Below are 17,702 nucleotides of genomic sequence, written 5' to 3'. Positions count from 1 at the left end.
GCCTGCACTCTCCCTCGCCAGGATGAATCATGCCCACGGATGGCAGGGCGTGCCCACGGATCCCCGGCTGGTATTCAAACGCGTGTTGAACGGCAGCTCACGCCTCCTCACCATTCTGCCCCTCATCACTCCGCCCCACCATCACTCCGCCCCACCATCACTCTGCCCCACCATCATTCTGCCCCACCATCATTCTGCCCCCATCGTTTTGCCCCCATCGTTTTGCCCCCATCGTCTTGCCCCTTCTCATTCTGCTCCCCATCCTCCTGCCACCTCCTCCCCTGATTCCCATCCCCCGGACACGAGACACCGACCCGGCATTGAGATTCTTTCCCAGCGGAATGAGCGTGAGTATCATCTTGGCGACTTATCGGCTTGTTGAGGAGCGTCAAGGTTTCAAAACTGGACGCTGTTGATTCGCACTCCCTCCTTGGCGATTCTTTCATACCACCTTCCATCCCCAGATCTTTTCATGTCAGCGTTTCCCGACATTTCGACCGTCCAGTACGAAGGCCCCCAGAGCGATAACCCACTGGCGTTTCGCTGGTACAACCCCGAAGAAGTCGTCGAAGGCAAGACGATGAAGGACCACTTCCGGTTCTCGATCGTGTACTGGCACACGTTCCGCGGCACCGGCAGCGACCCCTTCGGCCCCGGCACGGCGGTGCGGCCTTGGGATGATGGCAGCGAGTCGGTCGAGAACGCCCAGAACCGTGCCCGAGTGGCGTTCGAATTGTTCGAAAAACTGCAGGCCCCCTACTACGCGTTTCACGACCGCGACGTCGCCCCGGAAGGCAGCTCGCTGCGTGAAACCAACGCCAATTTTGACGCCGTCGCCGACGTGCTGGAAGAGGAACAAAAACGCAGCGGCGTCAAACTGCTGTGGGGCACCGCCAACATGTTCTCCAACCCACGCTTCATGCACGGGGCGGCAACCACCTGCAACGCCGACGTGTTCGCTTACGCGGCGGCACAAGTCAAAAAAGCCCTTGAAGTCACGCAGCGACTGGGCGGGGAGAACTATGTGTTCTGGGGCGGCCGTGAAGGTTACCAAAACCTTTACAACACCGACATGAAGCGTGAACTGGACCACCTGGCCAAGTTCTTTCACATGGCCGTCGACTACGCCAAAGAAATCGGGTTCAAGGGCCAATTCCTGATCGAGCCGAAGCCGAAAGAGCCGACCAAGCATCAATACGACAGCGACGCGGCCGCCTGCATGAACTTCCTGCGGGCCTATGACTTGACCGACCACTTCAAGCTGAACTTGGAAACCAACCATGCGACGCTGGCCGGTCACACCATGATGCACGAAATCGATTACGCCGGCGCCCAGGGCGCCTTGGGCAGCATCGATGCCAACACCGGCGACATGCTGCTGGGCTGGGACACCGACCAGTTCGCGACCGATTACTACCTGACGACCCAGATGATGTATTACATCCTCAAACACGGCGGTCTGGGCAGCGGTGGCGTGAACTTTGATGCCAAGGTCCGTCGCGAATCCTTCGAACCGATCGATCTGTTCTACGCCCACGTCGGATCGATGGACGCCTACGCCAAGGGACTGAAAATCGCCGCGGCCATCCGCGCCGACAACGCCCTGGAAGGTTTCATCAGCGATCGGTACAGCAGCTTCGACAGCGGCATCGGTGCCAAGATCGAAGCCGGTGAAGTCAACTTCGCCGACCTGGAAACCTACATGCTGGAAAAAGGCGACGCGGCACCCAACGTCAGCGGCCGACAAGAGTTGCTCGAAAGCGTCGTCAATCGCTACGTCGATCGCGTTTAACGCTTCTGGTTTCAGGCTCAACTTGTCCCCGGGCTCCGCCTGGGGACACACTGACTTCGGAGGCTCCGCCTCACGTACGGTCGGTGACGTGTGGCGGAGCCACAACGGCATTGCGTTCCAAGGCGGAGCCTTGGAACGAGGCATCAACTTGAAACTATGTTTCAATCTTCCGCCGTGCCCAGGCGGCGGCACCTTTCACCCCGGCGTCGTCGCCGAGTTGTGCGGCGACGACCCTGAAGCGGTCTTTGTAGACGCTCATCACGCTCTTTCGCGCCGTTTTGGTGACGGTGCCGATGATCAGGTCTTCCATCGCCTCGACCAAACCGCCCCCCAGGACGATCGTATCGGGGCACAGCAGGTGGATGATGTTGACGACGGAAATCCCGATCGTTTCGCTGGCCTCTTCGACCAACCGCCGGACGACCTTGTCGCCCGCTTTGATCGAGTCGGCCAACGCACCGCTGCGGATATCAGCCAAGTCGGTTCCGGCGTCTTTGGCCAGGGCCGGTGCGTCGCCACGAAACACCGCTTTGGCCGCTTCGGCCGCGATCGACAATCGGCTCGCTTCGGCTTCCAAGGTTCCCGGTAATTCGAAGCCGCTGCTGCGCGATCCGCTGCTGATCCGGGTATGCCCGATCTCCATGCAACTGACGCCGGCGCCCTGCAAGATCGTCCCTTCATAGACACAGGCCCCGCCGACGCCCGTACCGGGAAAGATCCCCACGGCACAGCGTGATCCCTTGGCGGCGCCGAACTGGTACTCGCCATACAAACCGGCGTCGACATCGTTGAGCACGACGACGGGGCAATCGAAATTCTTCTGCAGGAACTTTTGGATGTCGACGTCGTCCCAGCCCAAATTGGGTGTCGTCAAGATTCGCCCGTTGTCCAAGTCGATCGGGCCGGGACATCCGATGCCGATGCCGCGGATCCGCTTGGCGTCCAAATCGTTTTCAGCGATCAAACGTTCGATCGTCGACCCGATTCGGGCGATCCCGCTATCGCTGCCCTCGCGGCCACGCGTCTTGCGGCGGCGACGGCCGAGCACGTTGTACTGATCGTCATAGGCGATCGCCAACATTTTGGTGCCGCCAAGGTCGAATCCGATCCAGATGTCGTCTGATTTCTCTGCCATGATCACTCCAGCGTGTCTCTCTACGTTCGGCTAAGCTACATCATCCCACCACGCCACGGATCGCGTCAGTAGGGGCGACGAATTTTCTCGTGCTTGGTCAACACTTGCCGCATTCTGGCGATTTGGGGTCGATTCGCCGAGAAAAAAATCGAAATCCGACTGAACGTATGAAATAAACCTGCCGCGGCGCGCAATGTATATCGCGGCTAGTGCAGAACATGAGCAACCTCCCTGCCGACGATGGCGACCCCGTCCCTGAGATTCCCGCCCCCGAACTTCCTGGCGATTCGTCCCGGCAACCACACCCCAGCAACAACGGCGTTGGCGAGGGGGGCAACCAGGACCTCTGGCGTCGGGTGTTTGATGACGCGGAGACGGGTTTGCGACGGTTCCTGTCCGGAAAGCTGCCGCAGACGGCCGACGTCGATGACTGCCTGCAGACCGTTTTCGTTGCGATGCTCAAAAACGATGCCGCGATCCCACCGCCCGCCCGCCGAGCTTGGCTCTATCGGGTTGCCGCCAACGAGGCGGCACGCTGGTGGCGAAAGAAATCCACGACCGACCGTGTGCTGGAAAAGCACGCCCATTCGACCTTTCAGATCGATACCGATTCAACACTCAACCTGGAAACCGAAGAGACGCTGCAACGCGTTCACCAAGCGATCGCAACGCTGCCCGAAAACGTCCAGCAAGTGATCCGGCTACGGCTCGGCGAAGGCATGACCTTTCAAGCCATCGCCGATCGACTCGATCAGCCGTTGGGGACCGTGTTGACGCGAATGCGTCGCGCGATGCAACAGCTGCGAAATGAACTTGATGTCGACGACTCGACCTAACACCGACCACCCCGCGTGAAACACTCGGCCCTGCACAAGAAGGGCGATCCCCATGAACTCTGACAACGTCCCCTCCGACCGCGATCCGCTGCTTCGCCAGCGCTGCTCGGATTACCTGCTGGGCGAAATGACAGCGGCCGACGCCGCGGCATTCGAATCCGAATTTGATTCGGCCGTCGTCGCCCAGGCGTTGCTCCGCGAAAGCGAATTGCTGTGCAACGTCGCGGCCCGCTCTCTGCCAGCCGGCGATGCCATCGCCCCGACGCCGCGATCGCAACCGCCACTCGAAACCACGATCACGACGACACGAACGCGGCAACGAGTCATGCTGCTGATCACGTCGCTCGCGGCCAGCATCCTGGTCCTTTCGCTGTATCGGATGAACTCTCCGCAAAACCAGATCGACCGCAACGCGACCGCACTGAATCTCGAATCGATTCCCAACCCAGCGGCATTTGAATACGAACTGGCCAAGACCTGGGTTGATCCCGCCATCGACTGGGAAACGATCGATTGGCAGGCCGTCGACTGGGAGACGACAGACCTGAACGGTGAAGCGGCGGATGATGCGAGCGAAGCGGTCGACGACGATTCATTTTCTTGGATGGTGGTGGCCGTCGAAGCGGCGATGGGCGAGGGAGAGCGGAATGAAGGTTGAACGAGGACCACGCCGGATCCTGCATCTGGCCTGCATTCTGGGCATTTTCGGATCTGCCATGCCGCCGGTGCACGCACCACTTCTGGGCGCTGACAACCCGCCTCAATCGAAATTGGAAAAAGCGGGACCGCAACCCACGCTTGCCACCGAACGCGAGCAAGCGGTACTGCAGATGGTCCACGACCACCTGCCCGAAATCAAAGTCCTGCTCGACCAACTGCGCGAAAAAGAACCCAAACAATACGGCATCGCCATCAGCAACTTGGCCAAGTCGTCGCGGCGATTGCAAACCGCGAAAAAGCGTGGCGAAGAAGCGTTTGAATTGGAAGTCCACGTCGTGCAAGCACAATCGGCTATCAACCTGTTGGTCGCCAAGTTGAAAATCCGTGACAACAAGAAAGACCGCGCGGCACTGCGTGAAGCGACCAAGCGATTGGAATTGGCCCAGATCGCGCGTGCCAGCTTCGAAGTCGAACAAATCCGATCACGACTCGACAAACTGAACGAACAACTCGAAACCGCTGAAAAGCGACTCGACGAAAAACAGTCCAATTTGGACGACAACATCCAGAAGGGTTTCCAAACCTACCTGCGGAAATCCGGACGAAAAGAATAGCCGTTGATGACGCCGCTTGTTCCCCCGCGTCGATTACCGCTCTTTCCTTCCCCTTCCCTCCCACCGACCTGCCTGAATCCCATGAAACAGCTTTCATCACGTCTGTTGGTCTGCTGCTTGGCGGCCGCCGCGACTGCCGTCGTCGGCATCGGCGTCGCAACGGCGGAGCCGATTTCGCCCATCCGGTCGGACCAACACAGCGACGATGTCGTCACGCTCCCGACTGCTTCGATCCAATCGCGTTTTTCCGACGCGGACGTCGACGAAGTTCCGGACTTTCAAAAACACGTGATGCCCCTGCTCGGGCGTCTGGGATGCAACGGCCGAGCCTGCCACGGCTCCTTCCAAGGCCGAGGCGACTTTCAATTGTCGTTGTTCGGCTACGATTTCAGCGGCGACCACGCCGCGTTGTTGGCCGAAAACACCGGCCGGGTCGATCCCGATGACGTGGATGAAAGCCTGATCCTGGCCAAGCCAACCGATGCCGACATGCACGAAGGCGGGAAACGATTCGAAAAAGGCCAATGGCAGTACCGTGTGCTGCGGAACTGGATCGCCGACGGCGCGCGGTTCGACAAAGAGTCGTTCCAGTCGCTCGACAAGCTTCAAATCGAACCGGCTGAAATTCGCTTCGGTGACAACGCCGAAACGGTCTCGCTGACCGCCATCGCTCACTGGGCCGACGGCACCGTGGAAGACGTCACCGCACTGTGTCGATTCAGCAGCAACGACGATTCGATCGCCGCGATCGACGCCGAAGGGAACGTCCAATCCGGTGACGCCGGCGACACCCACGTCGTCGTCTACTACGACAATGCCGTTGTGCCTGTTCCGGTCCTGCGCCCGATCTCCGCCGCCCCCAGCCAGACCGCCAGGGACGCCGCCGAATCGATCGCCCAAGGCGAACCGACCCACGCGATCGACGTGCTGGTCCGGCAAAAGCTGGACAAACTCGGCGTCGTCGCCTCCGACATCTGCACCGACGCCGAATTCATCCGCCGAGCGTCGCTGGACATCACCGGCGTGCTGCCGGCGGGAGAACGCGTCGCCGCCTTCCTGGCCGACGACGCCCCCGACAAACGCCAGCGGTTGATCGACGAACTGCTTCGATCACCCGCCTACGGCGCCTGGTGGGCCACTCGCTTGAGCGACTGGACGGGCAACAACGCCGAACAGCTGAACAACGTGCTGCCGGTCCAAAACGTCGGCACCAAGCTGTGGTTCCACTGGCTGCGCAAACGCCTGCAAGACAACATGCCCTATGACCAAATCATCGAAGGCATCGTCAGCGCCAATTCACTTGAAGAAGACGAAAGTTATCTCGAATACTGTCGCGAAATGACTGAGATCTGCGGCGGGGATTACGAACGCTTTGCCGATCGTGAGAGCATGCCGCTGTATTGGTCGCGGCGGAATTTCCAAAAACCCGAAGACCGCGCGATCGGATTCGCCTACACCTTCCTGGGCGTTCGGATCGAGTGCGCCCAATGCCACAAACACCCCTTCGATCAGTGGTCCAAACAAGACTTTGACGATTTTTCAAAGCTGTTCGGCGTGGTGCGATCCGGCAACGCCAACCAAGTCTCCCCGGAATCCAAAAAGGCCCGCGAGGAGTTGATGGAGAAACTGACCGGAGGCGAAAAGCTGAACGGGGGTGAGCTGCGCCGCAAGATTCAGCAAGCCGCCCGATCCGGCGAAGTCGTCCCGTTCGGCGAACTTTACATCACCACCCGCGGCCTGAGCGACGCGCAAAAGAAACAACGTGCGAACGCTAAGAAGAAAGGACGCAAGCTGCCGCCGGTTCGCGTTCCCACCGGAAAAATTCTCGGCATCGACCAGGCCCTCGAGCTGGACGATGATCCGCGGCCGGCCCTGATGCAATGGCTGCGTGACGAATCCAATCCCTACTTTGCCAAAGCGATCGTCAATCGCGTCTGGGGAAACTACTTCGGCAGCGGCATCGTCGATCCGACCGACGACATGAACCTGGCTAACCCGCCCAGCAACGCCGCACTATTAGATCATTTGGCCGGCGAGTTCATCGCCCATGACTTTGACCTGAAATGGCTGCACCGCGAGATCGTCTCCAGCGACACCTACCAGCGAAGCTCGGCGACGAATTCCACCAACGCCGGTGATCGCAAGAACTTTTCGCACCACATCCCCCGTCGTCTGCCCGCCGAAGTCGTTTACGACATGGTGGTGCTGGCGACCGGATCGACCGAAAAAGCCTCCCAACTGCGCGGTGAGCTTGACCAGATGGCCATCGCCGACGGCAAAGCCCGACGCCGTAACGGTTCGGATTTCGCACTGGAAGTCTTCGGCCAGTCGATCCGCGAAAGCAATTGCGACTGCGACCGCAGCGACGCACCGAGTTTGTTGCAATCGATTTATCTGCGAAATGACTCGGAAATGTACAACCGGATCGCCGCCCGCGACGGCTGGGTTGCCGAAGCCTGCAAGGAACTCGGAATCGCCGCGCCACGTGCCGGTGCTGGTACCGATCCCAAAGCCGCCGCGGCCGAACGTGCCGCCGAATCGATGCGGCGGCAAATGATCGGACGCGTCCGTCAATTCGCCAAGCTGCCCGAAGCGCGTCGCGAATCGATGAGAAAGAAGCTCGCCCAGCAATACAACAGCTACGCCAAAAAGCTTCGCAAAAACTATCACGTGCCCTCGTTGGACGAGCTGATCGCCGACCCGAATGGCTGGCCGGAACTGACACCGCCGCTTCACAGCGGCGACACCGATGCGGCGATCACGTCGGACCGAACGCTTCGAGAGGTGGTCGACGAGGCTTACCTGCGGACGCTCAGTCGTTACCCCGACGACGAAGAAATTCAAATCGCCGTCGACTACATCAACGAGTCGGAAAACAAGACCAATGGGATCGAGGGCCTGATGTGGGCCCTCGTGAACACCAAAGAATTCATCATCAGCCACTAAGCCGCCCTTCCCTCCCCTTCCCGTCTTTCATCCTTCCAATCGTTCTCCGGATAATCACTCATGAGATTTCATCAAACCTGCGATGGCGTTCGACGACGTGACGCTCTGAAGATCGGCACCCTGTCGGTCGGCGGCCTGACCCTGGCCGGTTACAACCGCTTGGCCGCCGCCGGACAGGTCGCACCCGGACACGCCGATCGGGCGATCTTTATCGAGCTGCCCGGTGGCCCATCTCACATGGACACGTTTGACCTGAAACCGAACGCGCCGGACACCCATCGCGGTTCCTTCAATCCGATTTCAACCAACGTTTCCGGTATTCAGATCTCCGAGCACTTGCCGAAACTGGCCCAGTGCATGGACAAGTTTGCGATCCTACGCGGGGTCAGCCACACCTTGGCCGCACACCGACTGGGACGCGAATACGTCAACACCGGCAGCAAGCCGATTCCCGCGTTGGAATACCCCAGCTTTGCCGCCGTGATGTCCAAGGAACAACCCGCCGATCCGGACATCCCCAGCGCCGTCGCCGTCCCCAAGGCCAGCCAAGGGCCCGGATTCCTGGGCATCCGCTACTCGCCGCTGGAAACCAATTCGGCGCCCAGCTTTGGACGGCCGTTCAATGTCCGCGGCATCTCGCTGCCCGGCGGCATCGGCGTAGACGAAATCAATCGCCGACAATCACTGCTGCAAAAACTCGATCGACGTTTTGCCGATCTGGAAAAGAACGACCAATTGCTGGACGGTCTGGACCAGTTCGGCGACCAGGCGTACTCGATGATCACTTCTTCGCGGGCACGATCGGCGTTCGACATCAGCCAGGAACCGGAAAGCTTTGCCCGCCAATTCGGCGAAGACTCGTTCGGCCAAAGCTGCATGCTTGCTCTGCGGCTGGTCGAATCCGGCGTCCGCTTCGTCACCGTCCAACTGGGCGGCTGGGACACACACACCGATAACTTCACCAAACTGAAAACCCAGAATCTGCCCAAGCTGGATGCCGGCCTGAGCGGTCTGCTCAACGGTCTGGAACAACGCGGCTTGCTCGGTTCGACGGCCGTTTACGTCACCGGTGAATTCGGACGCACACCGAAGATCAACACCCGATCGGCTGAAGGCGGACGCGACCACTATCCGCGTTGCATGTTCATGCTGATGGCCGGCGGCGGTGTGCGCGGCGGCCAAGTGATCGGCGAAAGTGATGACACGGCGTCGGGTCCGCGACACGAAGGCATCTCGCCCGATGACGTCGCAGCCAGCTTCTACCACAACCTGGGCATCGACCCGACGCTGGAATACGACAGCACGACCGGACGTCCGATCACCCTCGTCCGCGACGGCTCGATCATCAAGGACCTGTTTGCGTAGCGCGCGTCATCAGTCGAAATGATGCGCCGGAGCGAGGAACACCAGCGACACCAGCCCGAAGCACTAGCGAGAGGCGTCGGGTGGCCCTCGGCGCTGGCGACTTGAGCCCGATACCGCTTGATGATCGGGCCGCTCGCGCTGGCGCGAACCGGCTGATGTCAAACCATGATCAGCCGTTTGGCGCGAGCCTACGGGCCCTTCCCAGTTGAACGTTCGCGTGACGTGGCGGTCTGCGGCTCGCAGTCAGTCCTTTCCAATCGACCGCCGAGAATGCGGCCCTCGGCAACGCATACCGAAAGCCTTGGCGGCTCCCGCTACCCACCAAAAAAACAAGCTCGACGTGCGGACACGTCGAGCCTGTCGGTCGGGTTCGTTGGGCTGCAATGCTCCTTCGCGAAAGATCCCTCCTTCGCAAAAGGAGAAGGGCCATGGTGAAGCCCTCCCTGCCTCACCATGGCCCATCAGTGCTGGAACGATGGCACCGATCGTTCCACCCTCCCAATCCATGGTACCTGGAGTATCGGCACGCACGCCGCGATTCCTGTAGCGGTTTCGCGGCGTCGGCCGATTTTTTTCTTCGTCCAGGTCAGGCAGTTTGCTAGCAAAGGCGATTACGGCTTCCTCGCGAAGCGATTACGGCTTCCTAGCGACGCGATTACTGCGCGTTGCCGCCGGACCATTCGGCCGGCGCGGGGCCGCAATCGACCGGCGCTGCGGCACAGCCACCGTTGTCACAGGCGCCGTTGCAGCAGCCGCTCTTGCAGCAACCATGCGACTTGCCGTGGATCGACAGATCGATGTGGGGTTTGCAGCGGTTTTGGAATCCGTCCCAGACGTGGACGTTGCAGGCGTTGGAACGCCAGTATTGATAGAACGTCGACGTCGGCAATTGGGGCGGCATGTAGGGCTGGCACGATCCGGGTTGATACCGATGCCCGCAGTTGTGGCCGGCCGCTTGGCAATGGTGACCACAGCCAGAGTTGCATGATTGGCAGCTCGCGACCGTGGCGATCGGTGCGGCCGCAGCAACTTGATCGTGCGGTTGGTCGTCCGCCAGCGGGGCGGGCGGCGCGGGCAGCTTTTCCGCCGCCTGGGGCAGCGTCATCGCTTCAGCCGCCGGAGCGGTCGTCAACTCCGTCGCCTGGACCGGTTCATCGATGGCCTGGACGTTCTGGTCCACCAGAGTGGTCGCCCGCGGCTGGGCGATGTCCTGAAGCGGGGCCGGCGGCGTGACTTCGGGGACGCTGTCAAAATTGACGTCGGCCAGCAGCGCGTCGAAATCGCTTTTGGCTTGGGCTTGTCCGGCCGTCACGATTGCCCCGGCAAACATTGCTGCGAGGACCAATCGCGCGAAAGGGTTGCGAGTACGCATGAGATACATCCATGTGCTTTGGTGGAGGGGGAGAGGATCGACATGTCGTCGCGCCGCCTTGACCGGCGCAGCATCCATGCCTCTATCGGTTCTTTCACTGTAAGCTTTCCCGCGCATCGGGGTTGACGCAAACCGCCGGCGAGAAAACTTTGGAAAACCGGTCGCATGGTGAGCATGCATTCGAATCGACGCGACGTCTTTTTTCAGCCGTTAAACTGCCACTCGTCCGCGGGTCTTACCGGAGCGGAAAAACCGGACGCGGAGACAGCGAAATCACGGCGTCAAATGACTCAGGCGTCGGCTGAATCTTGATCCTCGGGCGAGATCACGCTCAGGACCGCCTGGCGGACCTGCGATTGACGTTCTTTCGATTCGACTTGCCGGCCGTCGGCTTCGGTCAGATAGAAAACGTCGGCGACCTGATCCAGGTGCGTGTCGATTTTTGCGAAGTGCAGCACCAGGTTCAGCTGCGAAAGCGCTGTGGCGACGCGGTACAGCAATCCGGTTTGGTCATAGGCGAACAGCGACAGGATCGTGAACCGATCCAACGTCTCGTTGTCCAAATCCACCTTGGTCGGCAGCACATTCAGCGTTTCGGATTCGTCTTTTTTGCCGACCGACCACTTTCGTTTGCGCGGCGGCAATGGTGCGTCCGGTGAGTCGAGCAAGTCCCTCACGCGCGACGAGACGGCATCCAGTCGCTCCGGCGGCGGTTGATCGGGGTAGTCGGGATCGGAGACCCAGAATTCATCCCAGACGATGTCTTCGAGCGTGACGATTTCGGCGCGCAAGATATCGATTCCGCAGGACATGAATGCACCGGCGACCCGGGCAAAGATGCCAACCCGGGTGTCGCCTTGGCGAAAGATGACGACGTAGCGCATCGCCGACGGGATCGGGTCGTATTGTGAAAAACACAGCGTGCGTTGGCCGGCGTCCAGTGCGGCGGCGACGTGGATCAACTGCGTCGCCAGATCTTCCGGTTTCTCCCGTCGCAACATCGACAACGGGATCTGGCGAAGCAGACCCAGACTGGTCGCCGCGGTCGTTTCATCCCCCAAGCACTCTCGGACCTGATGTCGAATCTCGTCTGCCAATTCGGCCTGATCGGCATCCAGGTCCCCGGTTTCGAAATAACGCCGGGTCCGCAGATACAGGTCTTCGATCAACTTCATCTTCCAATCGGTCAACACATCAGGACCGACCGCCGCCAGATCCGCGACCGAATGGATGATCAGCAACTCGAGCCGTCGGATCGACCCGACCTCTTTGGCGAACGCGATGACGATTTCGGGATCGTTCAAATCGTGGCGAAAGGCGACCGTGTTGACCGACAAGTGCTTCAACACCAGCCATTCCAGAATCTCGATGCTGCTGGCATCTAAATCCAACCGCTCGCCGGTTTTTCGCGCGATCCTTGCACCGACGATCGAATGATCCTCTTCGTAACCTTTGCCGATGTCGTGGATCAGGAGCGCCAGGTGCAACAACGTCTTGTCTTTCAACCGGCGATAGCGACGCCCCATCGCCGTCGGATCATCGGCGAAATCGGTCGCCACTTCGACGGCACGAATGCAGTGGGCGTCGACGGTGTATTTGTGATAGGCGTTGAACTGCAACAACCCGCGCGTGCGTTTGAAATCGGGAATCAACTGATCGATGATCCGCAGCTCGTGCAAGCGTCGCAGCAACGGCGCCAACCGACCGCCGCGGCTGAGCAGCGACAGGAATGCGCCCACCGATTCGGCGTCCGGGCGCGCCGGTTGCCGCTCCTGCATCGCCTTGCGAATCGTTTGCCAAGTGTGATGTCCGATCCGCCGGTTGTGATGATTGGCCAGACTCATGAACCGCAGGATCCGCGGCAGACTTAGCGAGAACTCGCGCAACTTCGACGCCTCGACCCAAATGTGTGTCGGGCCCATCAGCACATCGGTGCCGATCCGGCGGGCCCGAATCCGCTCGATGGCCTGACCGATCAGCGGCCGGCTGCGGTTGTCGTCGGCAAAGAACCGGGCGGCATAGCGGACGTCCCGCGTGACGTCAAAGTACTGCTGCATGAACGCTTCAACCGGCAGCACGCCTTCACGGCCCTTGTATCCCCAGGCCTTGGCGATCACCACTTGCGTCGCCCGGTCCAGGACATCCTGCGCCCGGTTCTCGCGAAAATGCAGTTCATTTCGCAACCGGATCAGAAAGTCATAGGCCCGCCGCAGCATCCGATAGTCTTCATCGGTCAGCGTTCCGAGTTTCAGCAATCGCTCCAGATCCACCTCGCCGTAACGGGCGAACCCGATCCAGCGAATCATCTGGATGTCACGCAATCCGCCGCGCGACTTTTTCACATTGGGTGTCAACAGATAGTTGGTGTCCCCCCACTTGCTCCGTTCCTCTTGACGGGCTTGGGTCAAATCGCGGACCAATCGACCGCCGCGACGGACCGCACCGTGTCGCAACGATTGAAAGAAGCGTTTAAAAACCTTCAAACTGCCGGCCAGGAACCGTGATTCGGTCAGCGACGTGAAGATGACCGGATCGGACCAAGACAGCGAACAGGCCTCGCGCGGGGTCCGCAGCGCGAAACCGACTTCCAATCCGATATCGACCAGATCGCGGGTCAACGCCTGGGCCAGTTTTTCAGCCACCGCGGTGGAGCGTCCGCGGACGATCAGCATCAGGTCGGCGTCCGAATACGGTGCCAGGTCGCGACGCCCGAATCCGCCGTGGGCCACCAACGCGACCCCCGCCGGTGTGGCCGAGTCAAAGTAGTCGGCGCAGGCCTGATTCCAGACCTCCAACACCAAGTCGTCATACAGATCGCTGACCAGGGTAGAGACCTGCGTCCCCCGCGACCCGCCATCATGTTGACGGCGACATCGCTCGCGTCCCTTGCGCAACATCTCGCGGCCGCGTAAGACAACATCCGAGAGCGAGGAACCAGCCATCAAGAATACGCCGCCTCGTGATTCATCAACACTTGATTTTGGGGTTGGGCTGCGAAAAGGGGGCGGGAACCGTTGGTGTGTTAGCCTCGAGGCGATTCCCGGTCGCTGCGACCGTGGGCGGCTAAAGCCCGCACACCAACACGTATGCCCGTGCCATTCGTTCCTGATCCCAAGTTGCGAATCAGCGCTGACGACCCCGGCGACGGAGTTTGCACCCGAACGGGGCACCGCCACCAAACCGCTCGGCAGGACGCTTTCGAGCGTTTTTTCGACGCGCTAGAGCGCCTCTTCGCCACGCTCACCGGTGCGGATCCGGATCGAATCTTCCAGGTTGGTGACGAAGATTTTTCCGTCGCCGATCTGACCGGTCTGTGCCGTTTGCAAAATCGTGTCGACCACCGTTTGCAGATTTTCGTCGGTGCAAATCACTTCGATTTTTACCTTGGGGACAAAATCGATCGCGTATTCCGTCCCCCGATAAATCTCCGTGTGCCCCTTCTGACGCCCGAAACCGCGCACCTCGCTGACCGTCATCCCGTGGATGCCCTGGTCCGTCAACGCGTTTTTGACATCTTCCAATTTGAAGTGCCGAACGATGCCTTCAACTTTTTTCACGTTTATGCCTCGGAGGATGCGGCTGGATTTCCAGTCCCATAGGGTGAACTCAGATCGTACGTCAGGCGGCCAGCCGATCGGCGGCCACACCACGTCTGTCCAATTGTAATCGGGTCAATTCTGTACTCTGCGTCAATTGGACTCGGATTCATTGTACACTCGCCTGCCGAAGTCCATCCAGCGGGTATCCCGGCGAGACGGATCGGCCCTACCGGCCCGGTCAGTCGGGCCCAGTCAGTCGGGCCCAGTCAGTTGGGCCCGGTCAGTTGGGCCCGATCAGTCGGGCCCGATCAGTCGGGCCCGATCAGTCGGTCCGATCAGTCCGGGCGCCGCCACGGCACGTCGGCGATCCCCGCCTGGGCATTCACTTGCCGGGACAATACAAACAGGTAGTCGCTCAGCCGGTTCAGGTAGACGATCACCGCGTCGGAGATCTCGACCCCCGACCGGTCGCCCAGCGTCACCACGCGTCGCTCGGCACGGCGACAAATCGCCCGGGCCAGGTGCAGCAGCGATGCGGCGTGCGTCCCACCGGGCAAAATGAATTGTTTCAACGGACTCAACCCGCTCTCGTGCTCGTCGATCCACGTCTCCATTCGGGCGACATGGGACGTCCCGATCACCCGCAGATCGTGCTCGTCCGGATCCGGGGTCGCCAATTCCGCCCCGATCGAAAACAGCTCGCGCTGAATCTGTTCCAATTGCCGGTCCAAGCCGTCGCCCACGCCGCCGGCCGAACGCACGCAACCCAGCGCCGCGTTGAGTTCGTCGACCGTCCCGTAAGCCTCGATCCTGGCATCGTCCTTGGAGACCCTCGGCCCCCCGAACAGTCCCGTGCTCCCGGCATCCCCGGTTCGCGTATAAATTTTCATGATGCACCCGGCTGGAATGGAATCTGTGGACGTTCTTTTTAGGGCGCTTCGCTCTGACGACAAGTCCGCCGCGGCCGAGAAACCTGAATTCGATTTCGCTGCCCCAGTTTTGCTGCCCCTGTTTTGATGACCCAGCTCAACAACCCACCGACCAAACGCGCTGCCGGTATCCTGCTGATCACGCGATCGGAGCCCCGGCAATTTCTGCTGATGCAACACCACGACCGTTGGGATTTGCCCAAAGGACATTGCGATCGGGGCGAATCGGACCTGCAAACGGCGTTGCGGGAAACCGAGGAAGAAACGGGGTTGGCCGCCGATGACATCCAGATCGACCCCGACTTTCGATTCGAACTGAGTTATCCGGTCCGATACAAACGCCACGGCGACCAAACGTTTCTTAAAACCGTCGTCTACCTGCTCGGCAGCGTCGAATCGGCCTTCAACCCCACGCTGACCGAACACCCGGGATTCCGCTGGTTTCCCTGGAATCCGCCTCACCAGATCCAGACCCAAACGATCGATCCGCTGTTGCAAGCCGTCGCCAAGCACTTGGAACGCCCCGAAAGTCAATCGGCCCCATAACTCGCGCCGCGGATTTCAATCTCGATCTCGGCCAGACGCCGAAACACCTTCGCCAGCTCACGGCTCAAATCCGCATCCCCGGCCGGTCGGCTCAAACCAATCTGATCGGCGCGATTGATTCGCGACGAGATCGGATCGATCGAAATCCACTCGCCGTCGATCGATGCCACCACCCAGGCGTCCAGATTCATCCTCAATCGGTCGCCAGCCGATGGCCCCCCCGCGGATGTCCCGTCCGTGCGGGATCGCGAGAGCCCGAACACGACCCGGGCCGGAATCTGCCGGGCGCGCAGCAACGCCGTGATCAAAATGGCGTGGTCGATCGCACCACCTTGGCCGGAACGGACAATTGCCGATGCCGGACGCAAATCGCCTTGAGGGATCAACGCCAGGTCGTTCTGAACCAGCCGCGCCAGTTCCTGGGCCAGATCGCCGACCGGTAGCTCGCCGATCGCGCCGGCCATGCGGATCACCGAGGCATGGCCGGTGTCGATGATCTCCGTCGCGGCCGTATCGATCGGCAGGACAACCGACCGGTCCTGCTGAAACCCCGCCGGTGCCTTCCTCTGGGTCGACACCAACACGTGCACTCCGTCGCCGCGCTCGCGCACGGATTGCCCCGCGACCGCCGGAATGAATTCAGCCGCGGCCGGGTCGGCCTTGCTGCCCGCTTCGGATTCCGGCCGGTCTTGCGATCGCGACGCGTCGACGACCACATACGCGACCTCCGTCGGATCGGCATCCCGGCGCAGCGACCCCGCGACGCTGAAAGCCACTTTCCCGTCGTCCGGTTGATCGAACAAATCGCCGGCCGTCACGCGGTCGGTCCGAAACGATTCCAGCCTAAGCCCGAGGTGCAGCGATTTTTCGATCACGCCCTGGTCGTCGATCCAGACGACCAACGAATCGACTTGCTGTCCGTCTTGAAAGGTCGCCACGTCGACCTCGCGCAGGGTCCGATAGCTGCCGCTGAGCATCGGCACCGATGCCGCGCCGGTACAACGCAACTCGATCACTCCGATCGACTGAAGCGAGGGCATCAAGACGGACAGCCGTCGTGTTTGGCCGGTTTCGATTCCCCGCCGTCGCAACGTCTGTTCCAGCGCGAACAGCCCGCGTGTCTTCGCCGGCCAATCCAGCTGGTTGCTCTTCTGTCCGCCTTCGCCCGTCGTGGTGACCGTCAGTTTCTGTTGGTTGCGTGTTCCGCGAGCCGAGGAGGAGATCGGTCCGGCGTGCACGTCGCTGCTAAAACTTCGAAGCGCCCCGTCAACCGACTCGACGCTGGTAAGTGTGATGCGACGAACGAACGAGGCGTTGCCGGTCCGAAAGATCATCCGCTCCCGACGACTGTATCGGGCTTCGGTCGCCGCGGCAAAGTCGATGCCGTCGATCACCGCATCGGCTTTGATTTCCGTCACTCCCACGACTTGGCTGCCGAAGCGATGCACGTACCACGCACCCCAATCCCCTTCGAAGGATTCTTGCGGAGATGGATCCGTTTCCGCGACCGTTTCGCTTTCCGCTGTTTCGCCGCGTTCGATCTGTTCCGTCTCCGCGGCGGGCTGCCCGATCGGTGGTCGCGGCGGAATCAAATCCTTGCAGCCCGAAGTGGCCAACAGACCACTCGACAAAATCATTGCCCCCAGCGCCCCAACCGACCACTGTGGGAAAGGCCTTTGCCGCACACGGTCGACAGCCATCAGCAATTGCGCATTCAAGACGCGGACCACCAGTATTCTCACGGAGAAAAACGAATCGCGACGCTCTCATCGCCACGATTGCAATCTATCACGCCGAGACGCCTATGGCATAGACGCAACACGAATCGCCTCGCGGGCACGTCTGGCACTGCGGAATGATGCCTTTGGACAACACGTTTAACTCAAGCGAAGGAGTCCGATTGCAGGGATCGATCCGGTCGATTCGCCTGATCCGAACATGCCTGAACGATTTCATGGGGCGAGAGAT

Annotated in this window: 13 protein-coding genes; 7 read left to right on the top strand and 6 right to left on the bottom strand. The window is 60.6% G+C overall.

Features of this window, described 5'->3' with window-relative positions:
• The first annotated feature begins 472 nt into the window (after nucleotides 1-472).
• Nucleotides 473-1,792, top strand: a complete 1,320-nt coding sequence (gene xylA / locus Mal15_RS31815; protein WP_147871412.1) for a xylose isomerase — start codon at nucleotides 473-475, stop codon at nucleotides 1,790-1,792.
• 154 nt (nucleotides 1,793-1,946) lie between these two features.
• Here xylA and Mal15_RS31810 read toward each other — a convergent pair whose 3' ends face one another.
• The gene (locus Mal15_RS31810; RefSeq protein ID WP_147871411.1) at nucleotides 1,947-2,927 is read right to left on the bottom strand and encodes an ROK family protein; all 981 of its coding nucleotides are present in this window, start codon (nucleotides 2,925-2,927) and stop codon (nucleotides 1,947-1,949) included.
• 218 nt (nucleotides 2,928-3,145) lie between these two features.
• Between Mal15_RS31810 and Mal15_RS31805 the strand changes: the two genes are divergently transcribed.
• The 5 genes from Mal15_RS31805 to Mal15_RS31785 all read left to right on the top strand — a co-directional run bounded on the left by Mal15_RS31805 (nucleotide 3,146) and on the right by Mal15_RS31785 (nucleotide 9,348).
• Nucleotides 3,146-3,763 (top strand): RNA polymerase sigma factor, encoded by a 618-nt coding sequence (locus tag Mal15_RS31805; protein ID WP_147871410.1) that lies wholly within the window; start codon nucleotides 3,146-3,148, stop codon nucleotides 3,761-3,763.
• Between the two features lie 52 nt (nucleotides 3,764-3,815).
• Nucleotides 3,816-4,421: a hypothetical protein gene (locus Mal15_RS31800; protein WP_147871409.1), complete on the top strand. Its 606-nt coding sequence runs from the start codon at nucleotides 3,816-3,818 to the stop codon at nucleotides 4,419-4,421.
• A complete protein-coding gene (locus Mal15_RS31795) occupies nucleotides 4,411-5,037 on the top strand; it encodes a coiled-coil domain-containing protein (RefSeq protein WP_147871408.1) in 627 nt (208 codons plus the stop codon). The genes Mal15_RS31800 and Mal15_RS31795 overlap by 11 nt, the downstream gene beginning before the upstream one ends.
• Nucleotides 5,038-5,118: 81 nt before the next feature.
• Nucleotides 5,119-7,983 carry a DUF1549 and DUF1553 domain-containing protein gene (locus tag Mal15_RS31790; RefSeq protein ID WP_233903147.1) on the top strand — a complete coding sequence of 955 codons (2,865 nt, stop codon included), beginning with the start codon at nucleotides 5,119-5,121 and terminating at the stop codon, nucleotides 7,981-7,983.
• A 60-nt stretch (nucleotides 7,984-8,043) separates the two neighbouring features.
• Nucleotides 8,044-9,348 (top strand): DUF1501 domain-containing protein, encoded by a 1,305-nt coding sequence (locus tag Mal15_RS31785; RefSeq protein WP_147871407.1) that lies wholly within the window; start codon nucleotides 8,044-8,046, stop codon nucleotides 9,346-9,348.
• A gap of 655 nt (nucleotides 9,349-10,003) precedes the next feature.
• Here the strand turns inward: Mal15_RS31785 and Mal15_RS31780 are convergent.
• The 4 genes from Mal15_RS31780 to Mal15_RS31765 form a co-directional block, all read right to left on the bottom strand.
• Complete coding sequence (locus tag Mal15_RS31780) at nucleotides 10,004-10,720, bottom strand: flagellar biosynthesis protein FlhF (RefSeq protein WP_147871406.1); 717 nt, start codon at nucleotides 10,718-10,720, stop codon at nucleotides 10,004-10,006.
• A gap of 290 nt (nucleotides 10,721-11,010) precedes the next feature.
• Entirely contained in the window at nucleotides 11,011-13,662 is a 2,652-nt protein-coding gene (gene glnD / locus Mal15_RS31775; protein WP_167547173.1) for a [protein-PII] uridylyltransferase, read from the bottom strand.
• A 276-nt stretch (nucleotides 13,663-13,938) separates the two neighbouring features.
• Nucleotides 13,939-14,277: a P-II family nitrogen regulator gene (locus tag Mal15_RS31770; RefSeq protein ID WP_145391120.1), complete on the bottom strand. Its 339-nt coding sequence runs from the start codon at nucleotides 14,275-14,277 to the stop codon at nucleotides 13,939-13,941.
• 317 nt (nucleotides 14,278-14,594) lie between these two features.
• On the bottom strand, nucleotides 14,595-15,149 hold the full coding sequence (locus tag Mal15_RS31765; RefSeq protein ID WP_147871404.1) for a cob(I)yrinic acid a,c-diamide adenosyltransferase: 555 nt from the start codon (nucleotides 15,147-15,149) through the stop codon (nucleotides 14,595-14,597).
• A 126-nt stretch (nucleotides 15,150-15,275) separates the two neighbouring features.
• On the opposite strand from Mal15_RS31765, the gene Mal15_RS31760 reads away from it, so the two are divergent.
• Nucleotides 15,276-15,734 carry a bis(5'-nucleosyl)-tetraphosphatase gene (locus tag Mal15_RS31760; RefSeq protein ID WP_147871403.1) on the top strand — a complete coding sequence of 153 codons (459 nt, stop codon included), beginning with the start codon at nucleotides 15,276-15,278 and terminating at the stop codon, nucleotides 15,732-15,734.
• Here Mal15_RS31760 and Mal15_RS31755 read toward each other — a convergent pair.
• Complete coding sequence (locus Mal15_RS31755) at nucleotides 15,719-17,371, bottom strand: transglutaminase-like domain-containing protein (protein WP_167547172.1); 1,653 nt, start codon at nucleotides 17,369-17,371, stop codon at nucleotides 15,719-15,721. The genes Mal15_RS31760 and Mal15_RS31755 overlap by 16 nt on opposite strands.
• Nucleotides 17,372-17,702: the final 331 nt, after the last annotated feature.

The sequence above is a fragment of the Stieleria maiorica genome (assembly GCF_008035925.1).
Lineage (GTDB): Bacteria > Planctomycetota > Planctomycetia > Pirellulales > Pirellulaceae > Stieleria > Stieleria maiorica.
Note: the sequence above shows the minus strand (reverse complement) of the source record. Positions and strands in the feature narration are given on the sequence as shown.